The organism is Tepidisphaeraceae bacterium (genome assembly GCA_035998445.1).
GTDB lineage: Bacteria > Planctomycetota > Phycisphaerae > Tepidisphaerales > Tepidisphaeraceae > DASYHQ01.
Genome location: DASYHQ010000063.1, coordinates 69,024 through 88,579, shown reverse-complemented (window position 1 = coordinate 88,579; position 19,556 = coordinate 69,024). Strand labels below are relative to the sequence as shown.

Genomic DNA, 19,556 nt, shown 5'->3' with positions numbered 1-19,556 from the left:
ATCGTCATCGCGCAGCCCTGCGAGATCGACCGACGGGCCGGTGGCGGGATAAAACGTGATGCTGCCGCCGGTAATGCGGCCAGGCCGCTGGATGAGCCGCAGGATGCTGTAGCTCGTCACGCTCTTCCCGCTGCCGCTCTCGCCGACGATTGCCAGCGTCTTGCCACGGCGCAGGTCGAACGAGATCCCGCGCACCGCGTGGGTGACGCCAGTGATCGACCGGAAGTCGACGGCGAGCTCGCGCACTTCCAAAACGTTGCCGTGTGCCGTCGCAGCGCTCATGCGTCCTCCGCGTGCGGGTCAGCGGCGTCGCGGACTCCGTCGCCGAAGAAGTTGAACGCCAGCACCGCCAGCACGATGAACGCCACCGGCGACAGCAGCCACGGGTAGTACCGGACCGCCTTGACGTCCAGGCAGTCCTGGAGCATTACGCCCCACGATACCACTGGCGGGCGAAGGCCCAGACCCAGGAAGCTCAGCGAGGTCTCGCCAAGGATCATCACCGGGATCGTGAGCGTGATCGTCACGATGATGTGGCTGGCGAAGCCGGGCATCAGGTGCTTGAACAGCACGCGGCGATGACTCACGCCCAGCAGCCGCGCGGCAATGGCGTAATCCTCCTCACGCAGCGCCAGGATCTTGCCGCGCACCACCCGCGCTAAGGCTGGCCAGTTCAACAGCGACAGCGCGACGGTGATGGCGAAGAAAACCGCCACTGATGACCACTCCGGCGGGAAGATCGCCGCCAGTGCCAGCCAAAGCGGCAGTTGCGGCAGCGCGTTGAACACCTCGATCACACGTTGAATGACCGTGTCGGTCGTCCCACCGACGTAGCCGGAGATCCCGCCGATGATCACTCCCAGCAGGAACGTGATTGCGACGCCGACCAGTCCGATAGATAGGCTGATGCGAGAACCGGCGACGACGCGGCTGAAGACGTCGCGGCCGTAACGATCGCCGCCGAGCAGCAGCAGTGGAGGCGGCTCACTGGGTCCGGACCACGCCGCGCGGTCGACGCCCAGCAGACGCCGCTCCAGCGGGATCAATCCCCATAGTGAGTAAGGCTCTCCGCGGGCGAAAAACGTCAGCGGGAGCACGCGATGCGGATCGGCCGTGTAGGTGCGACGCAGCGTTTGCTGGTCGATCTGCTGCACGAGCAGCGGCGCGTGCAAGCCGCGCGACGGTGTCCAGCGTGGCGTCTGCGGCGGGCTGTAGGCCTGGTCGATGTGGTAACGGCCCGCCGGGTTGACGGCCACGACGTCAGCGAAGATGGCCATCAGGTAAAGCCCCGTTAGCAGCCCGACGGCCGCCACCGCCAGGCGGTGCCGCAAGAACCGCCGCAACAGCAACTGCCGCGGGCTCATCGCGGGGCGTTGCGGCGCGGCGGGCTCAGGTGCTTCCATAGGTTCGGAAGCGGTGGCGGCGGCGGTGGATTGGTTTTGAAGCAGCGTCTGGCTCATCGCGTCCCTCCGCCAAACCGGATGCGCGGATCGAGCGCGACCAGCAACAGATCGCTGACCAACGTGCCGACAATGCCCAGCACGCTCAGCACCATCAATAGGGAGCCGGCGAGGTACATGTCCTGATTCAGCAGCGCCTCAAGCATTAGCGGCCCGACGGTGGGCAGGCTTAGTACGATAGCGACGATCGCCCCGCCGCTGATGAGTTGCGGAAAGAGGTTGCCGACGCGTGAGATGAACGGGTTGAGCGCCAGCCGCATCGGGTAGCGAAGCACCAGCCGCATCGGTCGCATGCCCTTGGCGCGGGCGGTGGTGACGTAGGGCTTCCGCAGCTCGTCGAGCATGTTGGCCCGCATCACCCGAATCATCCCGCCGGTGCCATCGAGCGCGAGCACGAGCACGGGAATCCACAGGTGCTTTAACAGGTCGAGCAGCTTGCCTGCCGTCCAGTCCGGCTGGGCGACGTACTCCGGCGAGAACAGCCCACTGGTTCCGGTGACGGCCATGAGGATCAGCGCGAGAAGGAACGGCGGCACGCACATGCCGAGAAAGCTGACGAGCGTGACCGCGTAATCGCCGGCGGTGTACTGGCGCACGGCGGAGTAGATGCCGACGGGCAGCGCGATCAGCCAGGTCAGCGCGATCGTGCCGAGCGTGATGCCGAGCGTTAGCGTCAGTCGGTCACCGACCATTTCGTTGACGGGCCGGCCCGTCTGCATCGAGCGCCCGAGATCGCCCTGAAGGAGGCCGGCATCGGTGGCGTCGAAGCTGGTGAACCACGTCAGCCCGACCCATCGGCAGTAGCGGCTCAGCAGTGAATCGTCGAAGTGGAACGCCTGCTTGAGCTCCGCGATCTGTCGATCCGCCGTCGGGTCGCCGGAGGCTTCGAGCTGCGCCAGTTGCGTCGTCAGGAAGTCGCCGGGCGGGAGCTGGATGATCGTGAAGATCGCCACCGATAGGACCGCGAGCGTCGGCACCATGATCAGCACGCGGCGACCGATAAACGGATAGCGCGCGCCGACCGCGCCGAGCACCGCGAGCGTCCCAAGCACCCACCATCGTCCCGACGAGCCAGCCGCAGGCTCGGCGCTGCCGGCACGGCGGGCGACGGCGGCGTCGCTCATGTAGAGCACAGACGCACGGGCCGCTTCGGTCGCACCAGTCGAGTCGTACTTCGTCGCAAAGTAGAACGTCTCCATCCCGGTGTGGCCCGGGCTGCCGAAGATCACGCCGTCGGTGGCTTGCCGCGGCACGTTCCTCAGGTCGCGATCGACGACCACCAGTTGCGGCGGCGACTCGGCGACGCTGATGGTCCAGACATTCTCGGCCGCGATCGCGGCGAGGCGCCCAAAGAGCTCGCGGCGTTGCACTTCTTCCGTCGCCGAGAGGGCCGCTTCGTACAAACGCATGGCCTCCAGCGCCGGGTGCCCATCAGGCGGGCGGACTCCACCGGCGGCGCGGGCAGCGACGTCGTCTCGCAGGCCGCCACCGGCGAACCACTTTCCCCAGCCGACCGCCCAGAACGACTCGGTGCCGAACGGCACGAAGGACCGCGGGCTTAGCAGTGGCCGCGCCTCGCTCTCGCCGGTCCAGATGAGGAGATCGCTCGTGCGGGCGTCGCGACCCATCATGAACAGCGACCGCGCCCGCTCCCTCGGGATCGCCCGCACGCCGACCGCGGCCCAGTCGTCGACCACAAACTGCACGGGCCCCGGCCCGGTGAAGGCGCTGTAATCGAGGAAGAACGTAAGCGCCCGGCCGTCCAGTTGCCGCATCGCGCCCGGCCGCGGCCGCACGAACCCCAGCGCGTCGAGCATCGCCTCGGCAGCGGAAGGGTCGTACTGCGTGTTCGCGCTCTGCAGCGCGGCGTCGTAGAACGGCGACCCGACCGGCGGCGCCACTTGCGCAGGCCGGACCCGATCGACGTACTCCGCCCGCACGATTCGCTTGCGGTCGATCGCGACCGACAGCGCCCGCCGAAAGTCCGCCTCTGCCAGCAGCCGCGCCTTGTCGGCCGCCGCGGGGTCGCCTTCCGGCGTCGCGCGATTCAAGTTCGGGTTGATGACCCACGACGAGCCCGCCGCCGACTGCCACTGGTACACGTCGTAATCACCGGCATCGCGCTGGGTCATTAGGTCGGTGAACTTGTCGAACCGCAGGTGCCGCGCCTGCATCGACGCGCCCCCTTCGCTGGCCGACAGAGTCAGCAGTTCGCCCGAGCGGACGTCGAACTGCACGCGGTCGAGATAAGGTAACTGTCTCCCATGGGCGTCAACGGCGAAGTAAAACGGATTGCGGACGAACACGTGCGGCGCGCTGCTGCTGAAGGTGCGGTAGACCCACGGCCACAACCGCGGATGGGCGGGGTTGCTCCATCGCTTGAGCGACTTGTAAAGCGACAGCGGACTGGCGACGCTCGCGTCACGCATCGCACGCGCGATCAACGCCTGGTCGCCCAGCGTCGGATGCAGCGGCCGAAGGTAGTGCGCTGGCGCACTGAACAGCTCGTACGCGAAGATCGACGCCAGCCGCTGACGAAAGGGGCCATTCGGCGTGGCGAATCGAATCCGCAGCCGCGTGGTATCGGGGGCTTCCAGCGTGGCAGTCTGCCCAGCATGCACCAGCCAGTCGGGCGCCTGCCCACCACCGAGACCGGCGTCGTTGATCTCGTGCTCCCACCAATACATCGCATCGGCGGTGGTGAACGGCGCACCATCGGACCACTTGTGGCCCGGCCGCAGGTGGAGGACGAACGTACGTCCACCATCCAGCTCATCGACCTGCGAGCAGACGTGCGGCACGAGGTCGTCGCCGATCGGCGTCCACCGGAGCGGGGTGGCCATCGACAGGCGGTTTTCGATGACCGCGACGTCCGATTCACCGGTCGCCAGGCGCAGCCAAGTGCCACCATAGCGGCCCGGTGAGTCCGCACCGTTCATTACGCGGGGATCGACGGGTAGACGCTCGGGTAAAGGCGGAAGCTGGCCGGCCGCAACCAGCGGGCTCAACAGCGGTGGATCCTTCTCTGCAGGGCTGGCTGCCGCCGATTGTCGAGCTACCAGATCTGCTCGCGTCGCGGTCTTGCCCTTGTTGCCGTCACCAATCTCCAGCGAAGCCGCCGGCGACGACGGGTCGCTCGACGATGTCGCCATTGCCGAAAGCAACAGCCCCATCGCCAGCACCATCACGCTGACCGCCACCAGTCCCGCGACCGGCAGGAGCGCCCAGCGCAACACCACCCACGTCCACCGGTCGCCAAAAGACGGATGGTGGACCTCGCGCTCACGATTGTTAACGGGCTCCTCCAGCAAGATATGCAAAACTACGACACGCCTCCTCGTTTTGCAATGTTCTTTTTTTTCATTGACAATAACCAATAATGTTATAACTTGAGAGTGGCCGAACGGCCGACCGTGGCTTTGTTGGACAAAGACGTGGTGTTTAGAAGCAGACCTTTACGGAGCGATCCATGCTGAACCGACCGGCCCTCATCGCGACCGTATTTGCGGTGACCGCAACCGCGATTGTTTCTAGCGCTTCCGGCCAGACCAACGGCGCCGTGGCGCCGGCTACCACATTGCCCACAACCAAGCCAGCGTTCGTGCCCATTGACTTGGGGTTTGAGACATCCGACGGGGCTGCGCTCGAACTTAACGCTGTAAAGACTTCCGGGCCAAACCGTTATCACTTTTACATCGAGGACGGCATGCGGTTCGACATGCCCGCGTCAGGAGCCTCGCTCGACCCTGTGCTGAGCACCGATCAGGCGGCCAGCGGATCACGATCGCTTAAACTTTCCGCGGTCGCGAACCCAGGGACGGATCGCGACCGCGTCGAACTTCGCGTTAAGCACGGGCGCGGTGATCCCGAGCTCGGACGCCAGCCGTTCCGCTTTGGTGAAGACCGCTGGTACGGCGTGAAGATTTTCATCGATCCGTCGTCGCAGCCCCCCGCACCGGGTCAATGGCTTCACATCAACCAGCTATGGCAGCCCCACACGGTGGGCAAGGCTAAAAACGTCGAGTGGGGCATCCCATCGGCGATGTCGTTTCACCCCGTAAAGGCCGGGGAGCCGGCGCAATGGTCGCTTTATGTGGTGACCAAGAGCGATGGCTCGCGGACTTCGCTCGACCTCGACAATCTCATTCCCGGAAAATGGCACGATTTCACTTACAATGTGATGTTGTCACATAGCAAGGACGACATCACTGGCCACTTCCGGATGTGGATCGATGGCAATGTCGTGGCCGATGAAACGCTCGACATTGGGAACTTTCCGCGGACCGACGTGGCACTCGGCTTCGAGGCGCTTGACGCCATGGACTTGCGATTCGGCATCTATCGCAAAGCGCAACAGGCCGACCAGACCCTGTACCTAGATGACGTTTGGTTCAGCGACCGCCCGCGCGATCCGGCCCTTGGACGGTCGCAAGGCGCAACGAAATAGAGAATACCGGAGGCATGCGTGTCGATCATTCGAGTAGCCCGGGCGGCCGGCGTGTCACACGCGACGGTGTCCAACGTCATCAATAAGCGTCCGCACGTCACGCCCGAAACGGTCGAAGCCGTTCATCGCGCGATGGCGGAGTTGGGTTACACGCCGCGGCCGATCAGCTCGCGACCGGGCCGCCGGCCACGGTCGGCGGACGGAGTCTACACGGGCACGGTCACGCTGCTCTGCCCGCGTAGCGAGCCGACCGCGCGCCGCTCGCAGAACCCGATCCTGATCGGCGTGATGCAGGGCGCCGCCGACGAGTTGCGCGGTTGTGCACTTGATCTGTCCGTCTGCTTTACCGAGCCCGGCAACGTTGCCGAAACGGCCCGCGCGGTCGAGCGGTCGGACGGGCTGTTGGTCATCAGCTTTCACGAGCGCGCCGTACTCGACGACCTGCGGGCTAAGCCCGTCGTCTGGATCGGCTCGCACGGCCCGACCGATTGGGGCGACCGAGTCCGCACCGACCACGCCCAGATCGCCCGCGACGCCGCCGCCTACTTGGTCGGCCATGGCCGGAGCGATCTTGTCTACGTCAACCTCGACGTGCCGCACCCCGCTTACGAACAGCGCCGAACGGCCTTCCGCGACGAAACCGAGCACCTCGACGTGCGGCTAACGGTGATCGCCCCGCGTCCGACACCCGGGCTTGATCCAGCTGCCTCGCGTGACCAGCGCGCCGCCGAGGCCGCCGCTCTGCTGAAGCAGATGGACCTGACTCGCGCGGGCCTGTTCGTGGCGTGCGACCGGCACCTGGTGATACTCGAGCGCGAGTGCCGGCGCCTCGGATTCGATCTGATGAACGAGGCGCCCGTCATCTCGTGCGACAACGACGCCTCGGCCTTGGCCGGCGTGGTGCCGGCGCCGGCGACGTTCGATTTGCAACCCGAGCAGTTAGGCCGTGTCGCCGTCCAACGCCTCGTCGGACGCATGCGCGGCGACGCCATGCCGGGGCAATTGACCGTTGCTATCCCGGCGCTCCCGGTCAATGCCGGACTCCCTGCCGATCTTCCCATATCTGATGGTGTGGTTCCGATGTCCCTTCACAACGCGGGCTAACCGGCTCGTGATGCTTTACCCCCTGGAGGAGTATGATGAGTAAGAAGTCTTGCCTTGTCCTGTCCGCCGCCGCCGCCCTTGTGGTAGGCGGACTCGCCACGTCTGCAACTGCGGCCACCCTCACTGCGGTGGACGACTCGTGGGTCTCCCGCACCGATTTCGCCGGAACCCCGTCAGCTCGAGGTGCTTCCGGCGCACTGCATGCCGGCGATACCGTCGCCATCTCCAGCGGCACCACCGGAACCAATGCAGGCAACGACCGCGCGAGCATCGTCCGCTTCGACCTGTCCTCGCTTGGCACCGGCCCGACCGTCGGCACGTCATCGGTTAGCTTTACGATTACCGGCCAGACGGGCACGGCCGGCACGGCATACAACTTCAACTTGTTCGGTGTGGCGAACTCGGCGCTCGAGGACAACCTCAACGACATGACGTATACCGCCACGACGTCGACCACTTCGGCGTTGGACACGAGCGGCAATCTCGTGCGTGAGAGCGATACGAATGCGAATCCCGAAATAATTCGGGCGACGCAGGTGGCGACGCTGGCATTGGCACCTAGCACGACGGCCAACGGGACCGTACTCACATTCTCTAGCCCGGCGCTCGACACGTTCCTGAGCGGATTCACGACGAACGTGAACGATACGGACGATGACGTTGCTTTCATCCTTTCGCTCACGACGACTGGCGCTAACGCGACGCAGCGCTTCGAATTCGCCTCGAGCGAGACGGCGACCCTTTCCGTCGCCGGTCCGACCCTGAACGTCACCGTCGTCCCCGAGCCGGCCAGCCTTGGGCTGCTTGGCCTCGGTGGCCTCGGCTTGCTCCGCCGAGCGCGGCGGGCTTGAGCCGGGCCGATTCGCCGCTGCGCAGTGAATCATCTCGCAAACTCGCTGGCGTACCTTAGCGGGCGCGCCTGCGATTCGGAGTGTGGCCACGGCTCGTGTCGCGGCTCGGAAGTTGTACCGTTGACCGAGGAGATCGCCATGCCATGCATTCACCCACAATCCGTTGATTGCCCGAGCCGGGCCGCCGCGCGCCGGGCGGGCTTTACGCTCGTTGAGTTGCTCGTCGTCATCGGCATCATCGCGGTGCTGATCTCCATCCTGCTGCCGGCCGTCGGCCGCGCCCGGGCCTCGGCGAACACGGTCCAGTGCCTGAGCAATCTCCGCCAGATCGGCCTGGCTGGATCCATGTACGCCAACGACAACAAGTTCACCCTTCGCGGCTGGAACCTCGTCGACCCCAGCGATCCAAACTCGCCGGCCGACGGCCGCTGGTGGTTTGGCCTTGCGCGCTACCTCAGCAAGACGGGCACGCCCAACCTCAACTCTGCCGGGACGGCCTTCGAGGAAACCGAAGCAATCGTCTCGATCATGGAGAAGCTCGCCTGCCCGTCGATTGACCTGAAGGACGGGTATCCCATGCTTATCGGCGGCGTCGCCCGAGGGGGCGTGACGTACGCGGTGAACGACGTGTTCAGCTACCGCGTAACGATCGGCGCTCGACCCTCCCCAATCCCGCGCATCACGCAGGTGCGGCGGGCGACGGAGGTGATCTATATGGCCGACGGCTGGGCCGTCCTGCGGCCACATCAGAACGCTTCGAACTGGAGCGTGGCCGCCACCCAATGGGACGGCCGCGTCCCCGTGCGGTACGGCCAAGGCATGTACTCGGCACCCGCGTACAGCGGCCCGCCGAATCCGCTTTACGCGCGCCTGTATTTCCCCCACGTGAAGAACCGCGCGAATGCCGTCTTCGTTGACGGTCATGCCGCCACGCTGGATGCGACGATCGGCAAGGGCATCACGCGCGACATGCTCGACCCGTGGAATGTCCAACCGTGAGCGACCGCCACGCAGCAGACACCGCCGTCCCGTTCGATGTGCGTCCAATCTGGGGCGATGGCCCCACCGACGCACCTGCCCTCCGGCTGTTCCGGCGACGGATCGGTTCCGGCGCGGCGCGGCTCAGGCTGTTCGCTGAGGGTCGGTATCACGCGTGGCTGGACGGCGCATATCTCGGCCGAGGACCGACGCCGCATCACCCCGATGAGAGGCTGTACGACTCGTTCGACCTGACCCCGCGAATCGCCGCCACCGGAGGCAACGTGCTGGCCGTGCTCGTCTGCGATCCGACCGTCCCGACCCTTGCCGCCGTGCCGACCGGGCACCCGGGCCTGTGGGCGCAGTTCCTGGACGCCGATGGCCGACCGTTAGACGACGGCGGCGCCTGGCGGGTGTCACCCGATGCCGGCCTGGCGACGGACGTGCCGCGGCGGACACTCGTGATCGGGCACGTCGAACACCTCGACCTTCGCCGCCACCCCGTTGGCTGGCAGGCAACCGACTTCGACGACGCGGTCTGGCCGATCGCCCCGACGTTCGAAGCGCCGCCGTTCGTCGCGCACGTTGGCCCTAACCCCCACCCACCGCTGAGGCACACAGACGTCTCATTTGAACGACTGATCGGCCGCTTCGCGATCGCCAATTCGCCTGAGCCCCTCGCGCCCGGCGCGCAGACCCTCGACCGCGCCGGCCTCGACGGCACCGCCGCCTATGGCCGATCGCTGATGGACGCGGGATGGACGCAAATGGATCGCGACAGTTCCGTCGCGATCGAGGCAAACGGATCGTGCGTGTGCGTCAGTGGACTCACGCCACCGGGTGGCGTCGCGCTGGTCTTCGACCTCGGAGCCGAGTACGTCGGCGAGCCAATGGTCGCGCTCGAGAGCGACGGACCCGGCGTCATCGACGTCGGCTTCGCCGAATCCCTCGACGACGCCGGTCGGCCGCAACTGCTGATGAAGCATGGCAGCTACGCCAACCGCATCACTACGCCCGGTGGACGGGTTGATTACGCGGCGATCGATTATAGCGGCTTTCGCTACATCGCTGTGATGCTCCGCGGCTTCACTGGCGCGGTCGACGTAACACATGCGGGCGTGCGCGCGACGGAGGCCGACCTGGCGTGGCAAGAGCTTGTCGCTGGGGACGCGGAGCTGGACGCGCTTGTCGCCCTTTCGATCCGCACCGTCCGCCTCGGCTGCCAGGACGCGCTGATCGACTGTCCGACTCGCGAGCAGGCAACGTACATCGGCGACGGTCACGCCGTGGCGCGTTGGGTTTACACGCTCACCGGCGACGCCCGCTACTGGCGGCAACTGACCCGTGCCCAGTTCGCCCGGCCGGCGGCGAACGGGCTGATCCGAACGGTCGTCTGGTCGGCCGGTCCGCAGATGTTGCTGGACTACGAGCTGCTGGCGATCGTCGGCACGCGCGACTACTTCCGTCACACCGGCGACCTCGATACGGTTCGCGACACTTTGCGCGCAGCCCGCGGGGTATACGCGTGGTTCGAGCGGCAGTTCGACTCGCGAGGGCTGTGCCCGATCGACGCCACGTCGCTGCCGAAGTCCGCTGCTCGCGAGGAGCTCTACGACCCCGCGATGCCCGACGGGCAGGCGATGCAGGCGCTATTCATCGACCACGCCGGGATGGGCTGGCACAACCTGGAGGAACCCGGCATCGACCGGCGCGGCACCAACGCGGCGCTGCAGGCGCTACTGTCGATCACGGAACGCGCGCTGGCCGACCTGGAAGAGGCCGCCGGTGACCGCGCTCGGGCGGCGAAACTGCGGCAGACTGCAGACAATCGACGCACCGTGGCGCGGAGATGCTTTTTCGACGAACAGAACGGCGTGTTCGCTGACGGCGTCGTCGGCGGCGAGCGTCTGCCGCAGGTGAGCGAGCAGACGAACGTCTGGGCGGTGCTGGCCGGCTGGTGCGAGACCTGCGAGGCTCGCGACCTGCTGGCGCGGTTAATTGGCGGCGACGACCGGCACGTCGCCCGGTGCGGGCCCTACTTCTGGATGTACGCCGTCCGCGCCCTCCGCGACGCAGGGCTCGACGACCTATTGCTCGCACAGACCCTGAAGCGTTACCGCCCCATGCTCGACGCTGGCGCGACGTCGCTCTGGGAATCGTTCGCCGGCGACGCGCTCGACTCGCGATGTCACCCGTGGAGCGCCGCGCCGATCGACGTCGCGCTTGGCTCGTTCGCGGCGCGTGAGACGCCTGAGCCGTTGAAGGACGTACTTGCACGACACCACCATTGGAGAGGATTATGAATCGCATCACCACCGCAGCCGCAATCGTCCTGGGTTTGGTCGCTATCGAAGCCCACGGCGGCACCGCCGAGCCGGTCGCAGACTCCGTCGTTCAGATTCGCGATATCGGGAAGCCGGGCGATCTCGGCACGCAGAAGACCTTGGCGGTCAAGAGTGACAACCCCGCCGGACAGAACGACCGCATCGCCGTGCTTCGCTTCGACCTGGCCGCCGACAAGCCGGCGGCGATCGCCAATCCGACCCTCACGCTGCATCTGGCAAAGACGGCCAAGTCGGCCACGAGCGGGACGTTCGAGCTGTACGGCGTGACCGCAGGCGCCGCGGAGCTCACGCTGGACGAGGCCGCCTACGCCGGCGGGGGCAAGGAGAGCGCGGTCGACGCCAGCGGGAACCGACTGCAGGAGAAGCTCGCCTACGATGCCGACCCAGACACCAAAGGCGTGCAGCCCATCGCCACGGCGACGCTTGCCGACGGCGATGCCAAGCTCACCTTCGTCGGCGAAGCGATGAAGGTCTACATCGACGCCGCCGAGGGCGGCACGATCGCCTTTATCGTAATGGCTACCAAGCCTGCAGAGAAGGCAGCCACACCCGCAGCACTGTTCCACGCACGCGAGGCCGAAGCCGAAGTGCGCCCGACGCTCTCGTGGGAGTAGTCGTTCCGCGACATGTGTGTCCGCCCAGTCGAACCGGAGAACGCGTTGCCTTACTTCTCAAATGCTCGCCAACAGCTTCGCAACGTCATCGCCCTGCTGGCCCTTGCTGCCGCACCCGCGTCGGCGGCGCCGTTGAGCGTCGTTGACGGAGAGTTCCGCCGGGACGGCGTTGCCTACCGTGGCTTTGGCGTGAACTATTACGACGCCTTCCTGCGAACGCTGCGCGACGGTGCCAACACATCCTACGACGCCGGCTTTGCCGCGCTCGGCGCGCGCGACATCCCATTTGCCCGGCTGAACCTTGGTGGCTTCTACGCCAACGACCTGCAGCTCTACCGTGACGACAAGCCGGAGTACTTCCGCCGGATGGACGGTGTGATCGCCTCGGCCGAGTCGCACGGCGTGGACTTGGTGCCGTCGCTGTTCTGGAACCGGTTCGCGCTGCCCGACCTTGTCGGCGAGAGCGGCAACGCCTGGGGCAACGCCACGAGCCAAACCCGCACGCTCGCCCGTCAGTACGCCACGGACGTCATCACGCGTTACAAGGACTCGTCGGCGATCCTGATGTGGGAGTTCGGCAACGAGTTCAACCTCGCGCAAGACCTGCCGACACAAGACGCAAACGCTGGCGTGAACGTCGCCCAGGGCACGCCCGCGCAGCGCACCGCCGCCGACAAGATCAGCAGCGACGCGGTGCGCGCCGCCATCGCAGAATTCGCCGGGATCGCGCGATCGATCGATCCGGGGCGCGCGACTACGACGGGCCACAGCGTCTCGCGACCGGCGCAATTTGAGTTGCGGCAAAGCAACACCTTCGTTCGCGACACCGCCGCCGAGTTCCGACAGATCACCATCGACGACCACGCCGCGGTGGACGCGATCAGCGTCCACGCGTATCACCATGCCTTGTTGGGCAACAATCGCGACCAGCAGACCGCCGCATCAGCGCGGTTCGCCGATGCACCTAACTCGGGTTACACCGCCGTGCTCGCGCAGCTGGTCGCGGCGGCGGACGCGTCGGGGAAGTCGCTATTCCTAGGTGAGTTCGGCGTCGCCGACACGTTTGATTTCCCTATTCCCGATGATGGCAACCCGTCCAACGACACCGAGCAGCGGCTGCGCGTGCTGCTGGACGCATACGTCGCGGCCGACGTTCCCATGGCGGCGCTGTGGGTCTACGACTCGAACAACGCGGAATCGACACAGCTCGGCTTCAACGTCACGGCGACCAATAGCCGCTCGTATCAACTCGATCTGCTTCAAGAGTACAACACCCGCATCGTGCCCGAACCGACTTCGCTGGCGGCCGTAATCCTGATGATCGGCCTGTTTCGACGCCCCGATCGCCGCGCGTTGAGCCGGCGGATTTAGACTGCTCACCGATCTGCCACCCTCCGGCCTATCTACTGCTGTTTGTCGCGACAGCCGGGCGCACGATCGGCAGGCCCTAGTAATGGCCTGCCGATCGTGCCACCACTGTTGTCGCCATGCCGCGCCGTTGGTGGGAACCTCTCGCTCATCAATGGACATTCGAACGCGTGGACGCGAGCACCCAGCGGTTCAAGCCCATTGCTTTGCCGCGTGGCGGCGCGTAGTCCCGGCGGGAGCGTCGCGTGGACGGTCACGCGGTCGCCGTGCCGCTCCCATGCCACCGCGATCCGGCCGGACGAAAAATCGTGGTGGGCACGGCACCAAACAACGTCACCGACGACGTGCGGATCGATGAAGCACCCGCGGTGCGCCGTCGGCGGCGGCGAGGTCGATGCGGATGCCGGCGAGGTAACGGAAGAACCACTCCTCGGCGTGACCGAGCATCATGTGGTTGAGCGAGCTGCGCGGGTTGGCGTCCCACGCTTCCGTCAACGTCGCGCCGGCGGCGAGTTGGGCGCCGTAACTGGGCGTGTCGGCGCGCAAGAGCATATCGAAGATCACGTCGGACCGACCGGCCTCGGCGAGCGCGGCTAGCACGTAGCGGTAGCCGATGTCGCCCGCGGTGATGTGATTCTCATGGGCCCGCACGTCGGGATGAGCGTGTCCAGAACGCGCTGTCGGTCAGCGTGCGATACGAGGCCGATCGCCAGTGGCATTACCTGTGCGGTCTGGCTGCCGCGATCGTAATGGCTAGCGTCGATACGCTAAAAAGCCTCTTTTCAGAGGCGTCAGTTGTTCTCTAAGTTGTTCAGGTAAAGGAGAATGCAGCCGGGAGGATTCGAACCTCCAACCCCCTGATCCGTAGTCCGATTTGGTGCTTGACACCTATCACGCGAAAACGTCGGAAAGGCTAGTAATTTCGAGCGATTCCCCGAGTTAATCGGATAACGGACGATCGCGCGATCGGATACAAGATCGGATACATCTGCGATTGTTTGCAAAGAACGCGACACGAGCAGTGCTCGTCCGCCATGTCGGATACATCCATTCGAGGCCAGGATGCACAGGATCGGAGTCCAACGGTCGAAAGTAGATCGCCGCAAAGGCATCATCAGTTGACCTTCAGAGCTTGCGAATGAAGGTCCTTTTCAGATCTTGCCGTCGCTCCATCTGACCGCCATCGATATGCCGTGCTATCGTCCGTCCAGCGTGGCGAGGACATAATTTGATAATTGACGCGTCGCCCGCGATACTGCGATGGATCTTCACGCGCTCAATATGAGGAACCTAAGTTGTTTTTAACAATCGCTCGTGCAACCGCCCTGCTCGTTACTCTTGTTTCGTCCGCGTCCGTCGTCGAAGCAGCGGTGCTGCATGCCCATAAGGACAACCTGACGTACACACCCCTCGACTCGCTTCAGCACCACCTGATGCAGGAACTCCACGTCGGCTCGAATTCGAGGCGACCCATCGGCGGGCGCGGCATCCTGTTCCCGTTCCAACTGCCGGCGCCGGAGGCCGACGGGCCTGCCCCAGTATTGCGGGCGTCGTTCAGCATGACGGTCCTCTCGCTGATCGCGGCGCCGGACTACGGCATCGACCTATACGCCAGCGGCCCGTGGTCCGCGTCCAAGACGTTCGCCGAGCCGCTGCACTACATGGGTGCGGACGACCCTAACGCCACGATCATCCAGCGCAGCTTCGACTTCGGCTCGCCGACCACCCCTATCGTCCGCTCAACCTCATCAACTGCTGACGAACGGCTGACGGGGTTCCTCAACGGTCTCTACGCGGACCCGTCGAACGTCGACAAGTACTTCTTCCTGCGGCTGAACCCGGACCGGGAGACGGTCACGGGGAAATCCGGCTACATCGTCCTCGGCACCGACCCCTTCTACGCCCCCACGGCTCCGGAGTACCTCGACCTGGGTGCCGTGCCGACGATCGAGATCACCTACGTGCCCGAGCCGGCCGCCGCCACCGCCGGTCTCCTGATGATCGCTGTGGCCGCTCTCCGCGCGCGGGCCCGCGGCCTGCCGCGGCTTCGCACCCGATAGCCGAGGCCACTCGATGTCGCCGTCCGCACGCAAACGCTCACCCGTTCGCCCGCCGTCCGGCTTCACGCTCATCGAGTTGCTCGTCGTCATCGGTATCGTCGTCCTGCTGATCAGCGTCCTGGTGCCCGCCGCCATGTCCGCGCGCAGCGCCGCTCGCGACACGGCGTGCGCCAGCAACGTGCGTCAGGTCACGATCGCGTTAATCAATTATGCGACGGTGCACCACGGCAGGTTCCCGCCGAACGGAACCATTCAGGTCGGCTCATGGGCCGACGGGGACCGGATCGGACGGTTCATCGGTGGCGGGACGGTCTATGACGGGACCGGGGCGATCACCGCGCCGGTCCTGCGATGTCCGGCGGACGACGAGCCGATCCTCCGCACGTACGCGATGAACTTCTGGGCGAGCTCGCATCGCGACATAACGTACCTCACGCCACCGTTGCTCGGGACGTTCTTTCGTCAGGGGGCGCAGCCCTCCTCGAAGCTGATCCTCGTGTCCGAGGGCTGGAGCTACCTCCGCGCCCTGACGGTGCCGCCCGGGTATGCCGCTACCGACATCATCGGCCATCGTGGGGTCGCGCCGGGCGAGAAGTTCGTCGGCCTTGCCGCCGGGGGCTTCTGGGCCGGACGATGGCAGATGGTAGAGTCGGACCTCGCCTACCGGTTGCACCGCAAGCGCGGCGTCCGTGCGGCCGCCGGGGCCGCGGTCGGGCGTGTCCACATCGGGTACCTCGACGGCCACGTGAGCCTCAAGTCCGCCGACGACCTCGGGGACCGCGTGACGATGAAGAGCAAGTTCGACTCGCTCTGGTCCCCGTACGACTACGACTTGCAGTGACCGTCGCGCGGACCGGAGCCCCACGGGTTGCCCGACCCGGTCGTCGCGGGTACGGTATGTGCCGTCGGGAGACCCCCGCGGAAGGTTCCCCCCCCTCCTTTCGCACTCCCGACTTTTTATTGCGCCGCGCGTTCGTCGCTGCCGTTCCTGGCGTCTCGCCGGTCGCCCTTCATCGGAGCCCCGAACGTCGATGACGACATGAGCAATGCGGATCCGATACTCCAGCAGATCGTCCAGCGGGCCGCCGCCGGCGATGCTAGCGCGTTCGAACAGCTCTGCTTTATCCACCACCGCGACCTTCACGCCCTAGCCTGTGGGATGATCCCCAGCGACCTGCGCACGCTCATTGACCCCGAGGACGTGCTGCAGGACGCGTATTACGAGGCGTTCCGCAGCCGGGGCAACGCCATGCTGGAGAACGCGTCGGCTGCCTACGGTTGGCTCGCAGCGATCGTGCGGTTCCAGGCGCTGGGCATGATCCGCGCGCAGCGAACGCTGAAGCGATCCGGCGGTGCCGACACGACGACGGGCATCATCGCGATGTTGGACGAGGTCGCGCAGCACCGGCGCACGCCCAGCGCCTCGGCGGCCCGGCACGAGGCGGTCCGCGCCGTCGAGTCCGCGGTTGACGCGCTGCCGTCGGAGTACCGCGAGGCGATCGTGCTGCGCTACTTCGACGGTCACCCGTTTAGGGAGGTCGCGCAGCGCATGCGTCGCTCGGAGGGCTCGGCTATGATGCTGTGCAACCGGGCGGTCAAGCTGCTGAGGGAGCAGCTCGGCCCAGAGACGTCATTCTTCTAACCACCGGCCGTTCCCGTCCATGCCTGAACCGCCCGACGCCATACCATCGACCCTCATCGGCGCGCGCGAGCGCGCGGTGACTGACGTCGTCCTGGACGTGATCGCACGCCGAGCCGCCAGCGAGGCGATCGACGACCGCACGCTCATCGAGGCGCACCCCGAGCTGGCCCCAGAACTCTGCGACCGGCTGCGCGCCGTCCGCGCGATCCACCGTGCTGCATTGCACGCTCCGCCAGCCACCGCGACCGAGCCCGAGCCGACCTTGCGTCAGGCGATCCGCGGTTACACGTTGGACGGCGAGCTCGGCGCCGGCGCTCAGGGTGTCGTATACGCTGCCGTGCAGGAATCGACCGGGCGGCGCGTCGCGGTCAAGATCGTCGCTGGCGGGCCGCTACTCACGTCCCTACACCGCGCGCGGGTCGACCGGGAGGTGGCCGTGCTCGCGTCGGTCGACCACCCAAATGTCGTCCGGGTCACCGACCGCGGGCGGACGGCCGACGGGTCGTTCTACTTCGCGATGGATCTGATCGACGGCCTGCCGCTGGACGAATGGCTGGCAGTGACCCGTTCCGATCCGGGCCGCGGGCCCGACGAGTACGTCCGGGAGGTGCTGCGCGTCATCCGCACGACCGCGCTGGCCGCACACGAGGTCCACGAGCTGGGCATCGTGCACCGTGACCTGAAGCCGTCGAACGTCCGCGTGGACCGGCACGGGGCGCCGCACATACTCGACTTCGGCTTCGCGCGGCTCTCGCCCGTGACGGGTGACGCGCCGGGCGCGACGGCGGCGACCATGACCGGCCAGATCATCGGATCGCTGCCGTGGGCGAGCCCTGAGCAGGCGGCCGGTCGCGTGGTCGAGGTCGGGCCGGCGAGCGACGTGTACGCGCTGGCCGTGATGCTGTACCACGGGTTGGCCGGCGACTTTCCGTACCCCGTCGTAGGCTCGGTCGCCGAGGTCGTTGCCAACATAACGACGCGATCGCCAAGCCGAGCGGCCCGGCTGGACTACTACGGACGCCGCAGGCCGTTCCCGGGGCAGTTGTGGGCCCTATTGGAGCGGGCTCTCGCGAAGGCACCCGGTCTCCGGTACCCGACCGCGTTGGCGTTCGCGGAGGACATCGAGCGTTTCCTCGACGGCCGGCCGGTCATGGCCGGCGTCGGCCCGACGGCGAAGCGTCGGCAACGGATCTTTGCGACGGTCCTCGCGACGGTCGGCTTATCGGTCGTCGTGGCGGTGGCAGCGGTCTACCTCCGCCCGCCCCCGTTCGAGCCGTTCGACCGACCAAGCTTCACCAACGCCATGGGGATGGCGTTCATCCGCGTTGGCGCCACACCGGTGACGCTCGGCAGTCCGTTCGAGGAGCTGGGTCGTGAGCAAAACGAGAACGAGACGGTGGTCCGCGTCGACCGGCCGTACTGGATCGGCACGACCGAGGTGACGCGCGGCCAGTACCGCAGCGTGATGGGCGATCTCCCTCCGGGTGCGCCGCAGGTGAGCGATGACAACCCCGTGACGGCGGTTACTCATGCGCAGGCGGAGGCGTTCTGCCGAGAGCTGAGCGCGCGGGACGGGCGAACCTACCGCCTGCCGCGCGAGGCAGAATGGGAACTCGCCTGCCGCGCCGGTATGACTGGTCCGTTCGCGGGGACTGGCGTCGCCGAGGATGTCGCCTGGTTCGCCGCCAACGCCAAGGGGGCGCTGCAGCCGGTCGCGCGGCGCACGCCAAACCACTGGCGGATCTTCGACATGCACGGCAATGCGGCCGAATGGTGCGCCGACGCCTACGGGCCGAGGCACCCGACCGATCGGTCGGCCGACCTGCGCATGGTGACCCGGGTCGTGCGCGGCGGCAGCGTCGCCGACGACCGTTCGGCGATCCGCTCTGCGGCCCGCCGGTCGAGGTTCCCCGGCACCGCCGATTCCCTCACCGGGTTTCGCGTCGTGGCCGAGGACCGCCTGCCCGAGTCGCCGTAAACAATCTTTCCATTTCGCGTGAGCGCGCGGCGAAGACGGACATTTAACTAATGAACGGCTGACGTTGGGGGTCCACCTGCGAAGGAAAGCGACCGGTCACCATCCATGTCCGTCCTCCCCTGTTTCACGGCATTTGTAAGGTTCGGCGACAACGGCTCGAGCACCAACCATCCGGTGAGCGAGTACGGCATCAACGACGCCCAAGGCATTCCCGCGGTGACGGGCCAGTGTGTCTGGGACGCGAGCCCCAGCGACGGGATCGACTCCGGCTGGGTATCGGTTCAGCTGGTGGCGAGCGTCGGCAGTAGCGGTGGCGCCGTCGGGTGGACGGTCATCGGGGGGGTGACCGTCCCCGTATCGACAAGCGCAATTGGCTTCGGCGCGATCGATGAGGTCGAGTTCACCGCACATTCGATGTCTGGCGGCACCCGAATGGCGATGAGCGAGCTACGCGTGGAGTTCTTCGTCGGCGGCGTGCTAAAGCAAGCGGTCGACATTGCTGCGGAACAATGCCCCGACGCCGACACGCTGGGGCAGTCCAATGTCACGGCCGAAGATTCAGTCTCGGCGACGCCCTCTAGGGACGACATCGACAAGGTCGTCGTGACTGGGCGGGTCCTCCTGCAGGCCGACGCGAACGTGACTCCTGCGGCCAACAACATCCGAGGCGAACTGAGGATCTACACTTCGTCCTGCAACCCGTAGAGAC

General features: G+C 66.3%; 16 protein-coding genes. 12 read left to right on the top strand and 4 right to left on the bottom strand.

Annotation, left to right across the window (positions count from 1 at the left end):
- From VGN72_24285 to VGN72_24275, 3 genes are all read right to left on the bottom strand, one after another.
- Nucleotides 1-282, bottom strand: a 282-nt coding sequence (locus VGN72_24285) for an ATP-binding cassette domain-containing protein (GenBank protein HEV7302480.1), incomplete at its 3' end; no start/stop codon positions are given.
- Complete coding sequence (locus VGN72_24280; protein HEV7302479.1) at nucleotides 279-1,460, bottom strand: ABC transporter permease; 1,182 nt, start codon at nucleotides 1,458-1,460, stop codon at nucleotides 279-281. The genes VGN72_24280 and VGN72_24285, both read right to left, overlap by 4 nt.
- A complete protein-coding gene (locus VGN72_24275; protein ID HEV7302478.1) occupies nucleotides 1,457-4,780 on the bottom strand; it encodes an ABC transporter substrate-binding protein in 3,324 nt (1,107 codons plus the stop codon). The genes VGN72_24280 and VGN72_24275 overlap by 4 nt, the downstream gene beginning before the upstream one ends.
- Before the next feature lie 149 nt (nucleotides 4,781-4,929).
- Between VGN72_24275 and VGN72_24270 the strand changes: the two genes are divergently transcribed.
- The 7 genes from VGN72_24270 to VGN72_24240 all read left to right on the top strand — a co-directional run bounded on the left by VGN72_24270 (nucleotide 4,930) and on the right by VGN72_24240 (nucleotide 13,170).
- Nucleotides 4,930-5,907, top strand: coding sequence for a heparin lyase I family protein (locus tag VGN72_24270; GenBank protein ID HEV7302477.1), 978 nt, complete (start codon nucleotides 4,930-4,932; stop codon nucleotides 5,905-5,907).
- Nucleotides 5,908-5,925: 18 nt separating this feature from the next.
- Entirely contained in the window at nucleotides 5,926-7,011 is a 1,086-nt protein-coding gene (locus tag VGN72_24265; GenBank protein HEV7302476.1) for a LacI family DNA-binding transcriptional regulator, read from the top strand.
- Between the two features lie 35 nt (nucleotides 7,012-7,046).
- A complete protein-coding gene (locus VGN72_24260) occupies nucleotides 7,047-7,862 on the top strand; it encodes a PEP-CTERM sorting domain-containing protein (protein ID HEV7302475.1) in 816 nt (271 codons plus the stop codon).
- A gap of 138 nt (nucleotides 7,863-8,000) precedes the next feature.
- The gene (locus VGN72_24255) at nucleotides 8,001-8,861 is read left to right on the top strand and encodes a type II secretion system protein (protein ID HEV7302474.1); all 861 of its coding nucleotides are present in this window, start codon (nucleotides 8,001-8,003) and stop codon (nucleotides 8,859-8,861) included.
- Nucleotides 8,858-11,143, top strand: a complete 2,286-nt coding sequence (locus VGN72_24250) for a hypothetical protein (protein ID HEV7302473.1) — start codon at nucleotides 8,858-8,860, stop codon at nucleotides 11,141-11,143. The genes VGN72_24255 and VGN72_24250 overlap by 4 nt, the downstream gene beginning before the upstream one ends.
- The gene (locus VGN72_24245; protein ID HEV7302472.1) at nucleotides 11,140-11,799 is read left to right on the top strand and encodes a hypothetical protein; all 660 of its coding nucleotides are present in this window, start codon (nucleotides 11,140-11,142) and stop codon (nucleotides 11,797-11,799) included. The genes VGN72_24250 and VGN72_24245 overlap by 4 nt, the downstream gene beginning before the upstream one ends.
- 45 nt (nucleotides 11,800-11,844) lie before the next feature.
- Complete coding sequence (locus tag VGN72_24240) at nucleotides 11,845-13,170, top strand: hypothetical protein (GenBank protein HEV7302471.1); 1,326 nt, start codon at nucleotides 11,845-11,847, stop codon at nucleotides 13,168-13,170.
- Between the two features lie 330 nt (nucleotides 13,171-13,500).
- On the opposite strand, the gene VGN72_24235 is transcribed toward VGN72_24240, so the two are convergent.
- Nucleotides 13,501-13,818, bottom strand: a complete 318-nt coding sequence (locus VGN72_24235; GenBank protein ID HEV7302470.1) for a hypothetical protein — start codon at nucleotides 13,816-13,818, stop codon at nucleotides 13,501-13,503.
- 719 nt (nucleotides 13,819-14,537) lie between these two features.
- On the opposite strand from VGN72_24235, the gene VGN72_24230 reads away from it, so the two are divergent.
- The 5 genes from VGN72_24230 (at nucleotide 14,538) to VGN72_24210 (ending at nucleotide 19,552) form a co-directional block, all read left to right on the top strand.
- Nucleotides 14,538-15,227, top strand: coding sequence for a hypothetical protein (locus tag VGN72_24230; GenBank protein HEV7302469.1), 690 nt, complete (start codon nucleotides 14,538-14,540; stop codon nucleotides 15,225-15,227).
- A gap of 13 nt (nucleotides 15,228-15,240) precedes the next feature.
- Entirely contained in the window at nucleotides 15,241-16,068 is an 828-nt protein-coding gene (locus VGN72_24225; protein ID HEV7302468.1) for a type II secretion system protein, read from the top strand.
- Nucleotides 16,069-16,266: 198 nt separating this feature from the next.
- A complete protein-coding gene (locus VGN72_24220) occupies nucleotides 16,267-16,869 on the top strand; it encodes an RNA polymerase sigma factor (GenBank protein HEV7302467.1) in 603 nt (200 codons plus the stop codon).
- A 19-nt stretch (nucleotides 16,870-16,888) separates the two neighbouring features.
- Entirely contained in the window at nucleotides 16,889-18,847 is a 1,959-nt protein-coding gene (locus tag VGN72_24215; GenBank protein HEV7302466.1) for a bifunctional serine/threonine-protein kinase/formylglycine-generating enzyme family protein, read from the top strand.
- A 105-nt stretch (nucleotides 18,848-18,952) separates the two neighbouring features.
- Nucleotides 18,953-19,552, top strand: coding sequence for a hypothetical protein (locus VGN72_24210; protein HEV7302465.1), 600 nt, complete (start codon nucleotides 18,953-18,955; stop codon nucleotides 19,550-19,552).
- Nucleotides 19,553-19,556: the final 4 nt, after the last annotated feature.